The sequence below is a fragment of the Pseudomaricurvus albidus genome, assembly GCF_018863235.1.
Taxonomy (GTDB): Bacteria; Pseudomonadota; Gammaproteobacteria; order Pseudomonadales; family Cellvibrionaceae; genus Pseudomaricurvus; species Pseudomaricurvus albidus.
The window spans coordinates 48342-63482 of the sequence record NZ_JAHKRS010000007.1 but is presented as its reverse complement, the minus strand read 5'-3'; the positions used below and the strand labels follow the sequence as shown (position 1 = coordinate 63482).

The 15141-nt window shown below is 53.3% G+C and carries 10 protein-coding genes; 7 read left to right on the top strand and 3 right to left on the bottom strand.

The features are described from left to right. Window positions 1–25: 25 nt before the first annotated feature. Window positions 26–622 carry an FMN-dependent NADH-azoreductase gene (locus KOI40_RS12360; RefSeq protein ID WP_216097838.1) on the bottom strand — a complete coding sequence of 199 codons (597 nt, stop codon included), beginning with the start codon at window positions 620–622 and terminating at the stop codon, window positions 26–28. A gap of 145 nt (window positions 623–767) precedes the next feature. Here KOI40_RS12360 and KOI40_RS12355 point away from each other — a divergent pair, with 145 nt between their 5' ends. From KOI40_RS12355 to KOI40_RS12340, 4 genes are all read left to right on the top strand, one after another. Then, window positions 768–1706: a LysR substrate-binding domain-containing protein gene (locus KOI40_RS12355; protein ID WP_216097837.1), complete on the top strand. Its 939-nt coding sequence runs from the start codon at window positions 768–770 to the stop codon at window positions 1704–1706. Window positions 1707–1941: 235 nt separating this feature from the next. Further along, on the top strand, window positions 1942–3192 hold the full coding sequence (locus KOI40_RS12350) for a methyltransferase (RefSeq protein ID WP_216097836.1): 1251 nt from the start codon (window positions 1942–1944) through the stop codon (window positions 3190–3192). Window positions 3193–3635: 443 nt separating this feature from the next. Continuing rightward, window positions 3636–5390: an ATP-binding response regulator gene (locus tag KOI40_RS12345; RefSeq protein WP_216097835.1), complete on the top strand. Its 1755-nt coding sequence runs from the start codon at window positions 3636–3638 to the stop codon at window positions 5388–5390. Window positions 5391–5689: 299 nt separating this feature from the next. Then, the gene (locus KOI40_RS12340; RefSeq protein WP_216097834.1) at window positions 5690–11620 is read left to right on the top strand and encodes an alpha/beta fold hydrolase; all 5931 of its coding nucleotides are present in this window, start codon (window positions 5690–5692) and stop codon (window positions 11618–11620) included. A gap of 46 nt (window positions 11621–11666) precedes the next feature. On the opposite strand, the gene KOI40_RS12335 is transcribed toward KOI40_RS12340, so the two are convergent. Further along, entirely contained in the window at window positions 11667–11945 is a 279-nt protein-coding gene (locus KOI40_RS12335) for a peptidylprolyl isomerase (RefSeq protein WP_216097833.1), read from the bottom strand. A 263-nt stretch (window positions 11946–12208) separates the two neighbouring features. Here KOI40_RS12335 and KOI40_RS12330 point away from each other — a divergent pair, with 263 nt between their 5' ends. The 3 genes from KOI40_RS12330 to KOI40_RS12320 all read left to right on the top strand — a co-directional run bounded on the left by KOI40_RS12330 (window position 12209) and on the right by KOI40_RS12320 (window position 13753). Further along, entirely contained in the window at window positions 12209–12577 is a 369-nt protein-coding gene (locus tag KOI40_RS12330) for a glutathione S-transferase N-terminal domain-containing protein (RefSeq protein ID WP_216097832.1), read from the top strand. Between the two features lie 172 nt (window positions 12578–12749). Further along, on the top strand, window positions 12750–12980 hold the full coding sequence (locus tag KOI40_RS12325; RefSeq protein ID WP_216097831.1) for a hypothetical protein: 231 nt from the start codon (window positions 12750–12752) through the stop codon (window positions 12978–12980). Between the two features lie 188 nt (window positions 12981–13168). Then, window positions 13169–13753 carry an HD domain-containing protein gene (locus KOI40_RS12320; protein ID WP_216097830.1) on the top strand — a complete coding sequence of 195 codons (585 nt, stop codon included), beginning with the start codon at window positions 13169–13171 and terminating at the stop codon, window positions 13751–13753. 120 nt (window positions 13754–13873) lie between these two features. Here the strand turns inward: KOI40_RS12320 and KOI40_RS12315 are convergent, their stop codons facing one another. Next, window positions 13874–15127 carry a hypothetical protein gene (locus tag KOI40_RS12315; protein WP_216097829.1) on the bottom strand — a complete coding sequence of 418 codons (1254 nt, stop codon included), beginning with the start codon at window positions 15125–15127 and terminating at the stop codon, window positions 13874–13876. Window positions 15128–15141 lie beyond the last annotated feature (14 nt).

Here is a 15141-nt window from a genome sequence, read left to right as displayed (position 1 = left end):
GTGCCGCAAACGGATTTCAAAAAGCTCACACCGCTTCCACAGTATTGTTCAGAGCTTCATCGATCTGTTGCTGCCCCTGAGCAATTACCTGCTCTGGTGTTCCTTTGGAGCCGCTGGCGTCGATGTGAATGACCTCTTCAACACCAATAAACTTGCACACCCACTCCAGATAACCGCTGGCAAAATCAACCGGGCTGCCCACGGGAGTCCCGCCTGTTGCGGTCACAATGTAAGCGCGCTTGATGCCGGTCAATCCCTCAGGGCCGTCAGAACCGTAGCGGAAGGTGATTCCGGCACGACACACATAGTCAATCCACTGCTTCAGGACTGCCGGAACGCCGAAGTTGTACATGGACAACCCAAACACTACTGTGTCGGCGGTCTTCAGCTCGTCAATCAACTCTTCCGACAACGCCAAATGCTGCTGCAGACTGTCACGCTCATCGGCCAATGAACCATGGACGCCCATCAGGTCTTCGGCACTGATCTGAGGCAGAGGTTGACGCACCAGATCCCGCACTATGACATTTTTGTCTTCCAGTTGGTCAACCAGATAGTCCGTCAGTTGACGACTGTTGGAATTATCCAGACGGGCGCTGCTGTCGATTTTTAAAACGGTCATTGAGGCTTACTCCATTGTGTCTTTCAAAAAATGTGTTTCGATATGGGCTCAGTTTACGCCTTTCACCGCTGGCAATAAGCCCCATTCACTGTCTAGAATGTTCAGAAAATTTGAATAATCTGCATTAACAGTCACAGGCCACCTCATGCATCGCAATCCTATAACTCTGGAAGCACTGGAAGTCATCGACGCTATTGACCGTCGCGGCAGCTTTGCCAAAGCCGCCGAAGAACTGAATAAGGCCACATCGGCACTCTCTTATACGGTGCAAAAACTTGAAGAACAACTGGATGTCACACTGTTTCAGCGCCAGGGACGACGGTCGGTATTAACTCAGGCCGGCACTTTACTGCTGGATGAAGGCAGGGAAATTTTGCACGCCACCGCACTGCTGGCGGACAAGACCCGTGAGATCGCCACCGGTTGGGAGCCCCGATTGCGCATTGCCATCGAATCGATCATGGATTATCCCGCTTTTTTCGAGCAGCTGAATCTGTTTTTGCAACAGCATCCGAGCATCGAAATTGATATTGTTGAGAGTGTCCTTGAAGGCGGCTGGGATGCCCTGGAGCATGGGCGCGTGGATCTGGTGGTGGGCGCTCCCGGCCCCGTTCCTCAGCAGAAAGGCTTCCGCACCCTGCCCATCGGGATTGGCGACATGACCCCGGTTATTGCCAGCTCTCACCCATTGGCGGCCATTGCCAAAGACCCGGACGCCCTGCAGCAAGCCATCGTCGATGTGCGGCGAATCATTACTCACGACACCACCTCCACCAATGTGGCTCGCACTTCCGGGCTTGTGGATGGACGTGAACGTTTGTACGTGCAGACCATGGATCAGAAAATCGCTGCCATCAGCAGTGGCCTTGGGGTAGGACACCTGCCTCGCAAACGCATCCAACCACTGCTGGACAACGGCACACTGACAGAGCTGCACTTGTACGTCGCATCGGCCGATGAAGGTCCCAATCGCAAATTCGCAGGTAATAACTCCGAACTCTATCTGGCCTGGAATCTCAGCCATAAAGGACGCGCCTTAAAAACCCTCACCCAACAGTTACACAAAGTCATGCAATCCCAATAATTCACAGACAAAAACTGTCAGCCAAATTAACCCACAGAATGACTGAGCAAGCCTTCGTACAAGCTGTGGATAACCGCCCACCAGCCACGGGACTCAAAGGCTGGCGAAACTTGTTCAGTCTTTAACCATTCACCTTCCGTGACACAAATCCTGTCAATCCACGTATAATAAAGCCTCTCATCCGCAGGCTTCTGCTCGCGGTTTCTGTTCTCTTATCGCACACGCCGGAAACCTCATGCCCATCGATTCAGATTCAGGTACCCCCCCTTCAGATTCAAACCGAAACGGTAACGGCGATAGCCATCAGCTAGACACTCCGTTTGGCAGCTTTGAACTGGATCGATTTCCCAAACCGAAAATGACCCGAGGCAAACAGCAACCATTGCGTGCGTGGGATGCGGCCGATGAGTACCTCTTGCAATGGATCAGCGAACAGCCGGTTCTGACAAATGCCTCACCCAAGACCCTGATTCTCAACGACAGCTTTGGGGCGCTGGCAGTGGCGCTTCAGCAATGGCCCTGCTGGGTTCAAAGTGACTCGTTTCTGGCGCAGCAGGGGGTTATGACTAACCTTGATAATCCCGGCAATTCGCTCACTTCAGACACTACATCCCGCAAACCAGAATTACTCACCAGCCTGCAATGGCCTGAGCAACCCATCGATTTGGTGGTCATTAAAATCCCCAAGACGCTGGCGCTGCTGGAAGACCAGCTGTTTCATCTGCGCAACGTTATCCACAGTGAAACCGTTGTGGTTGCCGCGGCGATGACCAAAAACATCCACAACAGCACACTATCTTTGTTTGAGAAAATACTGGGCACCACAACCACCTCACTGGCCAAAAAGAAAGCCCGATTGATTTTCTGTAAGCCCCAGGTTGATAGCTGGCAGGGCGTATCCCCCTATCCCAGCTGTTACACGCTGCCGGAATTCCCGTTTACCGTTCACAACCTCGCGAACGTCTTTTCCCGAAACGGACTGGATATTGGAACCCGCTTCCTGCTGGAACATTTCCCCCAGCGCCCCAACGCTCAGTCGATTATCGATCTTGGTTGTGGTAACGGCTTGCTGGGAATTCACGCCAAACACCTTCACCCAGACGCACACATCCACTGCGTTGACGAATCCTATATGGCTGTCGAAAGCGCGCGACTGAATACGGAGGCGGCAAAGTCTTGTGGATTTATTCATGGCGAACCCTGCGAGATGACTTTTGAGGTCAACAACAGTCTGGCCGATACCGCTGATGCCAGCGCAGATCTGATTGTGAATAACCCTCCTTTCCATCAACAGTCTGTCATTGGCGATCACATTGCGTGGCAAATGTTTACGGATGCAAAGCATGTTTTGCGGCAGGGAGGTGAGCTATGGGTTGTGGGTAACCGCCATCTGGATTACCACCTTAAGTTAAAACGACTATTTGGGCACTGTGAAACGGTAGCGTCTAACCGGAAATTCGTCATTCTACGCAGTCAAAAACGGTGACGGGCTTCGACGTCCAGGATTACCCACAGATAACTTGGAACAGTGGTCGAACAAAGTGTGGATAACTGACGGTAATCCCCTGTTATCAACGCCTCACAGAATCCGTTCACTTTTTAACCAGCCCGCATTCTGACTCCATTATGGGCAGTTACCTTGCAAGCGGGCTGGTCGGCGAACACGACCATCCCACAAATTCATCATTTAAAATGGTGGGGCATTTGCATTTGGCACAAAAAAGCACAACACTAGGTTGTTTAGCTGATTGGATTATTGATCTGGGGTCTATACTCAAATAACCATTCTGCGGGCATTCCGGCAGAAGGCTTATGGGTCTAGCCAGACATAACAGCTGGATATAACAACGGTTCAGAAAACCGAACTTTTAACGTCATGGCTTTCAAGGTGCGAAAGCCAGTAATACAGTTACAACACGGAAGTGCCTAATGGTTCCCTTGAAACACACACTGTCACCCTCTGCCAGCATCGAATCCGAACTGCTGCGCCTGTTGGCCCGCCAGGGCTGGATGGGGCCTGTACCGACGCTGATATCGCTTGGAGTCATCGCTGCCTTTGCCTCCAGTCATGTTTCTCCCTGGATCTGGGGTGGCTGGATGGCGCTGTGTGCGATTGTCTTGTTTGGGCGCTCCGCCATCCTGATCAAGCTGCCCAACCTCACTCAGTACCCCGAGTCCTCACGCATGAAAGTGGCCATGTCGCTGAGTATCATCAATGGCATGACTCACGCCCTGTCCCTGAGCATTTTTCCATTACTCAGCGAATACGAGCGCGCGGTTCAGACCATGATTCTGACCGGCATTGGCTCTATCAGTGTGGTCACCACCGCCGGTTACCTGCCCATTTCCCTGGCGTATCTGATCCCGACACTGCTGCCGGCCATATGTCTCTGGGTGGCCTATACCATCCTGGAAGGCGGCAGCTGGATAGGTTTTGCCGTCGGCGCCATGATCTTCTGGTCAAGCGGGATCATGGTTATGCTGTCCAGGGACACCTTCAGCTTGTTCGAAGAGTCCTTCTCCATTCGTCAGCGCCAGACCAACATGAACCAGCAGCTGAAAGGCGCCCTGCAGGAAGCCGAAAACGCCAGCCGCGCCAAAACCCGCTTTCTCGCCTCGGCCAGCCACGACTTGCGGCAGCCCATTCACGCGCTGTCACTGTTCGGTGGTGCTCTGGCCAAGCGCCCCCTGGATAAACAGAGTCGTGAAATTGCCGATCATATGGATATCGCACTGCAGTCACTGGCATCACGACTGGATTCCCTGCTCGACATTTCCAAGCTGGATGCCGGTATTGTGCAGGCCAACAAGGCGCCATTTAATCTGCGCCTGATGGTAGAGCGACTGCAGGATGAATTCATGCCGGCAGCCCGCAACAAGGACCTGAAAGTCTGGCTGGATTGCCCGTCGGATGCTTACGTCAACACAGATGAAATTTTGCTCGAACGAATTGTCAGAAACCTGCTGGCCAACGCCATCAAATACACTGAAACCGGTCGTATCGAACTGAGCGTTGTAAACCGGGATGACAACATTGAGCTGAAAATCATCGATTCAGGACGAGGCATCCCTTTTGAAGAACAGGAACACGTGTTCGAGGAGTTTTATCAGCTCAACAACCCCGAGCGAGATCACACCAAAGGACTCGGTCTCGGACTCGCGATTGTCAAACGCCTGGCCGATCTTCTCGGTGTCAGTCTCAGCATGGATTCCATGATTGGTTCAGGCACATCCTTTACGCTCGGCCTGCCTCAATCTCAGGTTGTTCCGATTGCCAGTCAGGCGCCCGCCAAGTTGCATCTTTCCTGGGATACGCTGTGCGCCCTGGTGATTGACGACGAACAGGAAGTCGGGCTGGGCATGAAAGCCCTGCTGGAAAGCATGGGCTGTAAAGTTCTGCTCGCCGATGGCACGCTGGACGCCCTGCGTCAGGCAAAAGCTGAACGCCCCGACATCGTTCTGGCCGATTTCCGCCTGCGAGGTGAGGATAATGGCATTCTTACCATTCGCTCCATACGCGAAATCTACCGCGATATACCGGCCATCCTCATCAGTGGAGATACAGCGCCTGAACGCCTCAGAGAAGCCGAGGACGCCAGCATTCCCCTGCTGCACAAACCGGTTCTCGTCGACGATCTGGAAGTGGCCATTGCCGAAGCCTGTGACCTGATCGCCACCGCCTGACCCCTCCCCCATTCCTGCCCGGAAACACGACGACCAACACTTACGATTCGTCGTGCTTCTGCCGCATGGATCAACCTGTGTAACCACCAATACACATTTTTAAAACTGCATTCAGCGATAGACAAACTAAAGTATGAATTATCGGCACCCAAACCCTTTAATTCGTACATTTCTTTGCAGTTTTGCTATATAGTCTGTTGATTAATTTTGCGTTATCTGCTCATGACTGAGGATCAGTTTTGACAGATAGGGTCCGGCATCTCAAAGCAATAACGACACTCATATTAGGGACGATAGCCATGGAACGCCGTGTAACTGCCTGGATTTCTCAAGGACTGGAACAACTCATTGCATCTGTTGAATCCTCTCCGGATGAGGGTCACGATTACGATGTGGTCATTATTGGCAGCGGCTACGGCGGTGCCATCGCTGCATCACAATTGGCCGGCCTCTCCGTCCCGTCAACGACTAACGGCACCCCCAGACCACTCAAAGTCTGTGTTCTGGAAAGGGGCAATGAATACCTGCCCGGCATGTTTCCCTCGCGACTGGCCGACCTGCCCGAGCACGTTCGCTTTAATACCCCCAACAACCCTCACCCCTCAGGCAACAGGGACGGTTTATTCGATATTCGGGTCGGTCCACATCTGAACACCGTGTTGGCGAACGGCCTGGGTGGAGGCTCACTGATCAACGCCGGAGTCATGATTGAACCGACGCCTGAAACCTTTGATCAGCGCTGGCCTGCCGGCCTGCAGTACAGCGACAAACAGGAACTGTTCACTCACTATTACGCTGAGACAAAACAACTGCTGGGGGCTGAGGACAATCAGGGCGCCAATACCATTCTGCGGCACAAACGCCATCAGCAAAATCCGCTCAGCAAAAACCAGCAAATGCAGTTGCTCGCAACCGATAAAGCCAACCCGCAACAGTCTTCGCACTTTCACCAGGCCTCCATCACCATGGCCATGGAAGATAAGATCAATGCCGCTGGTGTCGCACTGACTGCCTGCAACCTCTGTGGCGATTGTGCCACCGGTTGTAATCACAACGCCAAGGAATCTCTTGATACCAACCTGTTGGTTCAGGCCTCGCAAAAAGGCGTCGAACTGTATACCGGAGCTACCGTTCTGTCTCTGGCGCCGACCGAGGACATTACTGCCGATGACAGCGATGCCGAACCCGGCTGGACACTGAATCTGGTTCACACCAAATCCAAGCTTCGCAGACAGCAGCGCAAACCCTTCAAGCTCACCGCCGCCAAGGTCATTCTTGCCGCCGGCAGTTTCGGCTCCACTGAAATCCTGTTGCGCTCTCAATCCGAACGACTGCCATTGTCTCAGCAACTCGGTCAGCGCTTTTCATCCAATGGTGACATGCTGGCCACCGTGTTCAACCAGAATGATCGGGTCAACGCGATTGCTGATGAGAACAGCCAACCCCATGAACGTGACATAGGGCCAACCATTACCGGCGTGATTGATTTACGCCGCCAGCCTGAAGGTATCCTGATCGAAGAAATGGCGGTTCCCGGAGCCCTGCGCCGTTTTTATGAAGAGGTGGTCACGACCACAAACAGCCTGTCTCAGTTGATGGAGCGGGATAAAAGCATCCACCTCGACGGACAACCCGAAAACGACCCCTGCAACGTGGATGTGAACAAAATCAATCGCACCGGTATCTTCGCCATCATGGGGGATGATGGCAGCAAGGGCTCTCTGCAACTGGTGGTCGATCACAGCTACGATTCGGTGGGCAATGACAATTGCGAACAGGATCCGTTTATTGTCGCATCGACATCGGCCGATGATTTGCCCGGTGACGGCGGCATTACCGTGCAGTGGTCCGGACTGCCGGAAAACCCACTGTTTACCCATCAGATTGAGGTCCTTGAAGACCTGGTGAAACGCTCACAAAGCGGTGGCCAGGCTCAGGGTAATCCGGCATGGCGCCCCCTGCCAAAATCGATGGAAGGATTGTTTGGTGATGGCAAAGGGCCACAGCTCACTGTACATCCTCTTGGCGGCTGTGCCATGGCCGACAACCACCACGAAGGTGTTGTCGATCAATTTGGCCGGGTGTTTAACCCCGCTGACCATTCCCGCTGTGATGCGGTATACGACAATCTTGTCGTTATGGACGGAGCCATGATTCCATCCGCTCTGGGTGCCAATCCGGCACTGACTATTGCCGCGGTTTCCCTTCGGGCAATTCGTCAGCTGCGACAAGTATGGGGCTTTGACACAGCCGTCTCAGCTGCCGGGCAACAACCCGCGAACACCGCGGCATTGAAGCGGCCTCAATTCGCCGACAAGTCAGTCGTACCGCCAGTGAAGCCCACTCGTATCGAGATCACGGAACGAATCTGCGGAAATGTCACCCTGACCGATCGCAACCATCGACCGGTGGATTGCGTGGTCGATATCACCCTCCGCTTTGAACCCAAACCGGTTCTGGACTTTGTTCGCAACACCAAACGCACACTGACGGTGGATCGCCGACACCGGGAAGATGAACCCGTCTGTCAGATGCGGATTTTCCGACGGGAGCAGTGGCAATCACTGATCCATGAAGGCGCCAGCGATGAAACCTTCGATCGCAACGCCCTGTTTACCGCCCCGGTATTTGGCACCATGGAAATTATGGGACGGGAAAATTCCACATCCTGTGAGCGTATTACCCGTACCTTGTGGCCATGGTTGCGTAACCGCGGTGCTCGCGATACTTATCAGGGGATTGCCAAAGCCGTACGACGCCATTGGCTGCAACTGACCAACATCACGTCGAAGGGCAACATCAGTAAAGATTCAAACGCGAACAAAGAAAACACCGTTCTCCAAAAAATCAGGAATGTTCTGGCACTGGCCTCCAGAGGCGGCGAACAACGCATGTTCGACTATCAGCTGACCATCGAACGTCCCGAATCCGGCTGGCCGAGTGCGCTCGCGGGGTTTGACCCCGAGCGGTCTTCCCTCGACATCAAGGGACACAAGCGCATTCGCTATACCCGTGCCGCCAACCCCATGCGCCAGTTTGAAGATATGTATCTGGAAGAGTTTCCGGGACTGCAACCCCGTCGGCGCCAGCCAGGAAAAAAAGAAGCTTTTTTACGGTTCGATTCTAGGTTTATCACCCATTACCGCAAACCCCTGATCCGCATTGTGGATCAACAGGACCAGGCAACCGCACTGGCAGACATTGGCAGCTTCTTTGCTTTTTTCCTGCGAATTCTTCTGAATATCCATCTGTGGAGTTTCCGCAAACCCGATGAACAACTACCCGGTGCCCCCAATCGCTTGCCGGGCAGAATCAAGGGCGTGGTCAAACCGGAAATCACAGAGTTAACCGTGGACTCTCGCGGGATAGGTCTGGCCGTGGATCTGCCGGTGAAAGTTCGCCTGACCCGTTATCGTCAACCCAATTCCACAGAACCCCCACTGGTGATGATTCATGGCTACAGCGCCAGTGGCACGACTTACACACACCCGTCGATCAACCCGAACATGGCGCAATATTTCTGGAAACGGGGGCGCGATGTCTGGGTACTGGACTTGCGAACCAGCAGTGGTATGCCCACGGCCATGCTGCCATGGTCATTTGAGGATGTCGCCTTTGCTGATATCCCGGTAGCCATCGAACACATCTGCCAAAAGACCAAACGGGAAAAAGTCGACATCATTGCTCATTGCATGGGTTCTGCCATGTTCAGCATGGCGGTGCTGGCTCCGCCTGAAAACGATGCCCCCTACTTCCGCGAACGGCAACTGTTGCCACAGAGAATCAACAAGGCGGTACTGTCGCAGGTGGGTCCGAGAGTGGTGTTCAGCCCGGAGAATATTTTCCGCGCCTACGGTCTGAGTTACTTGCAGCAGATGATGCCGTTTATGTTTTACTCATTCAAACGATCTGACGCACCTTCGACGATGGAAGCACTGCTGGACCGGCTGTTGAGTGCCCTGCCCTATCCCGACGGTGAATTTGATCTGGAAAACCCCGGCCTGCCATGGGCCAAGACAGCTTACGTCGGCACAAGACATCGCATGGACGGTCTTTATGGACGCACGTTCAGTCTGGCCAATCTGTCTAAAAAAACCCTCGACCACATCGATGACATTTTTGGTCCATTGAATATGGTCACCCTGTCTCAGGTGATCCGCTTTGCCATTCATGAGCGCGTCACCAATCGCCACGGTGAGAACGAGTTTGTCACCAATGAACGACTGCAGAAATTCTGGAAATTCCCGACACTCAGCATTCACGGTGATGAAAATGGACTGGCTGATATTTCAACACTGGGCCGGATGGAAAAAACCATGTCGGCGGCGGGCTGCGACTACCACACCGAGGTTCTGCCCGGCTTTGGGCATCAGGATGCGCTTATTGGTAAAAACGCCAAGGTCAACTTTGCCAAGATTGATCGATTCCTGCAGCAACCGGTGATCGTCAAGCAGCACACCCCCATCCCCCGTTACGACTTGCAGCTGCCGTTCTCTGGACCGGTGATTGGCAAGCTGAACATAGACACCACACCAAAACTGCCTGTCAGTCTGGGCGTTTGCACCCAGACACCACAGCCCGAATTTGTGTTGTTTGTGGCCGTAAAACATCAACCAGGGTCACGCAATCCAGAGCGTCCCCCCCAACTGGTGCTCGCCAACGGCCCTGAAGACAGTCTTCAGAATCTGACTACCGAACAATTGCGTGAGAACCTGTGCGTAAAAATGGCTCGCCCATTGCGTGACCGCTGGCTGAAAACAGAGCTGCCTGTCACTGCCCCGTTCGAAAAGGCCGATGAAGTTTTGGTACTGGTGCTCGATGACTTAAACCTGGATCTGGATGAACTGACCTACAGCTCCCACTTGCCCGATAATTTACTGGACGTTATTGATCGTCCTTCAAGTGCCGGCAATGATTCACACCAGCAACTATCCCAGTATTTGCAACAACACTTGTTCAGCGAAACTTTTATGGAGCTGTTCAGCAAAACTTTGCAAATGCCATTGGCCAAACTGCAAAATGGCCTGATTCGAATTCCCAAACCTTCTGTGCCGGATCAAACACAATTTGTTATGGCCGCCTGCCAGTACGCACCGGGCATGCTGGACCGAATCCCTGCCTACAATTCTTATCGTCGGTTGGCTGCACGTCTGGATAAAGCCGATGCTGCAACAAACACAATAGAAGCACCGCAGTTTTTGATACTCGGTGGCGATCAGGTTTACACCGACGCCAGCGCAGGGCTCTATGACCCTACAGATCGTTATGACCGATTTGCAGCGGCGTATCACAAGTGGCTGCAACAACCGCCGGTGAAATCTGTCCTCAGACGCCTGCCCACCTTTACCATGCTGGACGATCACGAAATCCTTAACGACTGGGATCAGAGTGAACGTCATCTCGGCAATCCTCAACTGTATGCCAACGGTAAACGCGCTTACCTGAACTTCCAGCGCAACCTGCACCAGACCCCAAAAGGCAAAAACCTGAGAGACATGCCGCTCTGGTACACGTTTGAACAACAGGGTTTTGATTTCTTTATGCTCGACAGTCGCTCGGACAGACAGGGGCGTACGGTGTCCACAAAACTGCTGAAAGATGCCGCTGAAAATGAGATCGCCACTACAGAAAAAGCTCAGTTGATATCCAAAGCGCAGATGGATGATTTAAAAGACTGGCTGCTTAAGCCCACAGATGGACGCCCAAGATTTATCCTCTCGCCATCCATGCTGCTGCCCAGACGCCTGTGCAGTACACAGCCCTGCCGTGATAGCAGCATTCACTCTGATGCCTGGGACGGTTATCCCAGCACGCTGCATGAACTGCTGAGCTTTATTGCCAATCACAACATTGGCAATCTGGTGTTTCTCTCCGGTGACGAGCACCTCTCCAGTGCCGTCGAAATCACTCTGCGACACAAGGAGAACGACACCGAAACCAATATCTATTCGGTTCACAGCTCCGGCCTCTATTCCCCGTTCACCTTTGTCAATTCAACACCGGAGCTGTTTGCCGGCGATGAAGAGTTCTTGCTGAACAGCCCCGCCGAGATTGAATGCCAGGTTCGCAGTCGCTTTTTCCCAGGCGATGGCTTCGCGGTATTCAGTGTATTCCCGGATTCAGACAACTGGATTATCAACTGTGAGTTTGATCGGGAAGAAACGTCACCGGAGCACCAGGTGAGCTGGCGACTGAAAAGCAGCAACCACTGGAAAAGGGCCGCCGGCTAAACGCAGACACAACCGTGACCAGGGTTTGGTAAGCGCAACCAGAGGTTCAGTCACGGTAGATGGTCTCAATCAAGTGAAACCCAAACTGGGTCTTGATAGGGCCATGCACCGTCAGCACCGGTTTTTTGAAGACCACGTTATCGAACGCTTTGACCATTTCACCCGGACGAAACTCTCCGAGGTTGCCTCCCTGTTTGGCTGAATTACACAGGGAATGTTTTTTTGCCAATTGGCCAAAATCCTCTCCGCGGGCAATTCTCTGTTTCAGTTTTTCCGCTTCGGCTTTGGATTTCACCAGAATATGGCGTGCGCAGGCTGTAGGCATAACGGCTAAGAACTCCTCTATACAACGGTTTCAAGGCGAGTGCCGTATTACAACGGACACTTGTCTAAAATCTAATAATTCATGTAAATCAATAAGTTAGCTAGGCACACCTACTGACAGGGGCAGAGCGGTCACCCACACAGGCACAATGCCGGGCTACCTGGGCCTATTGTACGCTGATCCGGAATTAACGCCTCTTACTTGTCGTCAAAACCACGGCCGTTATAATGCGCTCCCACAAGAATCACCTGAAAGGAAAGCTCATGAAGCTGCTGAAACTGTTACGTGAAGGATTGGGGCGTCTTATTGTCCTGATCGACTGGCTCACACGCCCCCGTAAACTCAAACGTACGCCAGATGCCCAAAAGCAGGTAGAGCAAGCCACCCAGGGGCTGTCGCTGTATCAGTTTTACGCCTGTCCGTTCTGCGTCAAGACACGCCGGGCGATCCATCGTCTGAATCTGCCAATTGAAGTCCGTGACGCCAAGCCCGGCAGCCAGCATCGCGAAGAGCTGCAACAAGGCGGCGGTGCAGTAAAAGTGCCCTGCCTGCGTATTGAAGAGGAAGGGAAAGTCCGCTGGATGTACGAATCCGGGGACATTATCAGCTATCTCGAGCAACGCTTCGCCTGACAGGCGCTGTAACTTCCTGATTACCCTGGAATTATCCCTTCTTTGACCTCTGCGCCCCCCGGGTGCCAGAGGTTCTGCCAACTCCGTATTTTCTTTCTATACTTATTGCCAGATGACCGACCAGGCATCTGACAATAATAGCCACGGGCCTTTGACCCACAGGAGAGAATCTATGGATTTGCCACATATGCGCACCCTTTACGAAATCGGCCGCCTGAGTGATGTGATGGCCATTCCCAACAATCAGGACGGCAGCTGGCATCTTGACTGCCACGACCTCTGGGGGCGCACCCTTCACCTGACCACAGCCAAAGGCGAAGCCTGTCACTTCCCCTCGCTGGATGCCGCGTCAGAGGCTGCACACGATATTGGCTTTCGGGAAATTCAGGTCGTGGAGCACTGACCGCGGGACCTGCGGCACGAGTATTCAGAGTTCGGTTCCGGTTGTAACGGCCGGAAACCTTCTGAATTGCAGAAAAGTGCCAAACTGTCTCCAACCTGACAGTTTCGCTGGTACAGTTGATCTAATCTGTGTCCTCAACATCGGCATTAACCGCCGATGCATTTGCCCTGTTTGTCGAGGAGATAATAATGACTACAAAACAAGCGCATTTTACCGCTATGACTGAAGGTACTGCTGAAGACTGGCAGGCCATTGCCGAACATATGATCGATCACGCCAAGGAACTGCCCAAGCGTATCGTTGCCCACCTGGAGCTGCTGCGCGGCGACTACGGCGGCTTTACCGTAGACCGTCTTGAACACTGCCTGCAGACCGCCACCCGTGCCCACCGCGATGGCCGCGATGACGAATACGTCGTCTGCGCCCTGCTGCACGATATTGGCGATACCTTGGGACCAACCAACCACGCGGATGTTGCAGCCGTATTGCTGGAGCCGTACGTCTCAGAAGAAAACCACTGGATCATCAAGCACCACGGCATCTTCCAGGGTTACTACTTCTTTGAGCACCTGGGTCTGGACCCCAACCTGCGCGACCAATTTAAAGACAGCCCCTACTACCAGGCCTGCGCGCACTTCTGCCATATGTACGATCAGAACAGCTTTGACCCTGACTACCAGAGCGAGCCTCTGGAATTCTTTATCCCGATGATCGAAAAAGTCTTTGCCCAACCTCGCAAGTCTCTGTACAAAGGAGCCATGGATGCTGCGTAAAGGCCATTAAGTCTTTGACAGCTAAAAAAAGAGCGGTGATTACCGCTCTTTTTTTGTTTTCGATTTTGCCCAGTTGGCACCGGCTCTCTGCAACTCCCCGCAAGCAGCCTGGGAGGAAGCTTAAACCTGTGCCGATGTCTGGCAGGGCATCACCAGCATTTCGTGAATACCGTCAAAGAAAGCCTGCTTGCGCGCTTTCATCGCTCGACGAGCCACTTCCATCTCGGCCTTCAGAACATCGAGTTTTTCCTGCAGTTCAAATTTAGGCAATGACATACTCTTCAAAGTCATGCGCTTGGCCTTGAACGCCTCCCACTGGTGAGTCGCTTCCAGCCACTCTGCCTTCAAGGTCTCCAGCCTGGCCTCCCAGGTTTCCCAACGAGTCGGCTGGGTCTTCACCTGAGCGTAATACAACTCGCGACGGGCAATAATTTCAGCCTCCTGACGCTTGGTGGCACGCTGCAGGCCTTTGACCAGCCCCAACCCCCGCAACATCAGGATCACGTAACGGGTAGGATCCAACAGCCAGCCGCTCCAGCCAAAGCCGTTGCGGTAATCGCGGGCAAAATCATGGTGATCGGCGTGATGATTACCCTCACCCAGAGGCCCCATCCAGATGTAGTTGTTCTTGGCTGAACTGAACGCCCCTTTGGTCACACCCCACATATGGGTCACACTGTTGACCGTCCAGGTATTATGCTGTGCCAGGATAAAGCCGCCAATGGAGGCAACCATCAGGCACAGTGCGCCCACCACAGAATCTGTCAAAAAGTAGCCCAGCACCAGCGGCAGCAGGAAGTTCAGGATCACCAGTAACGGCAGGTACAGTTTGTCCTGCCACACCAGCGGTGCTGAATTCTTCACCGCGTAAGCCTTCTCTCGAGCTGCGGTATCCGGGTGATGGAAGAAGTAGGTCAGCATGTGCGACCAGACAAAATTACGCCAAGTGCTCTTGAACCAGGTCGCGCTGTAGGGATCCAACTCATGCTTGCCGCTGCGATCCACCCCGTGGTGGATAACATGCATCGCGGCCCAGCGACGAACACTGCCTTGCATGGCCATCACCTGGCCAATAAAACCAAACACAATATGCACAGGCCAGCTGACATACTTGGCCGCCCCGTGGGACACCAGACGATGTGAATAAACCGTCGTTGACAAGCTGCCGACCAAGGCATGGATCAGGGTCCAGCCCAGCATGATTTTCCAGAACCCTTCCGGCGCGTAGACATAAGCTACAGGGGTCGCAATCAGGCAAATCACATGGGTGATGGAGATAAAACTGGCGGTCACCCAGTCAATGGTAAACCCGTGCTTGAACACATCCCGGATTCGTTCAAACAAGGGGGCGGGGGTATTTCGGTGGTTTTTCATCGCTTTTCTGTTAA

What these genes read in the sequence shown, in the direction of transcription:
- KOI40_RS12330 (WP_216097832.1), top strand. Translation starts at nt 12,209, where the DNA reads ATGAAGCTGCTGAAACTGTTACGTGAAGGATTGGGGCGTCTTATTGTC.
- KOI40_RS12355 (WP_216097837.1), top strand. Translation starts at nt 768, where the DNA reads ATGCATCGCAATCCTATAACTCTGGAAGCACTGGAAGTCATCGACGCT.
- KOI40_RS12345 (WP_216097835.1), top strand. Translation starts at nt 3,636, where the DNA reads ATGGTTCCCTTGAAACACACACTGTCACCCTCTGCCAGCATCGAATCC.
- KOI40_RS12340 (WP_216097834.1), top strand. Translation starts at nt 5,690, where the DNA reads ATGGAACGCCGTGTAACTGCCTGGATTTCTCAAGGACTGGAACAACTC.
- KOI40_RS12315 (WP_216097829.1), bottom strand. Translation starts at nt 15,127, where the DNA reads ATGAAAAACCACCGAAATACCCCCGCCCCCTTGTTTGAACGAATCCGG.
- KOI40_RS12335 (WP_216097833.1), bottom strand. Translation starts at nt 11,945, where the DNA reads ATGCCTACAGCCTGCGCACGCCATATTCTGGTGAAATCCAAAGCCGAA.
- KOI40_RS12320 (WP_216097830.1), top strand. Translation starts at nt 13,169, where the DNA reads ATGACTACAAAACAAGCGCATTTTACCGCTATGACTGAAGGTACTGCT.
- KOI40_RS12360 (WP_216097838.1), bottom strand. Translation starts at nt 622, where the DNA reads ATGACCGTTTTAAAAATCGACAGCAGCGCCCGTCTGGATAATTCCAAC.
- KOI40_RS12350 (WP_216097836.1), top strand. Translation starts at nt 1,942, where the DNA reads ATGCCCATCGATTCAGATTCAGGTACCCCCCCTTCAGATTCAAACCGA.
- KOI40_RS12325 (WP_216097831.1), top strand. Translation starts at nt 12,750, where the DNA reads ATGGATTTGCCACATATGCGCACCCTTTACGAAATCGGCCGCCTGAGT.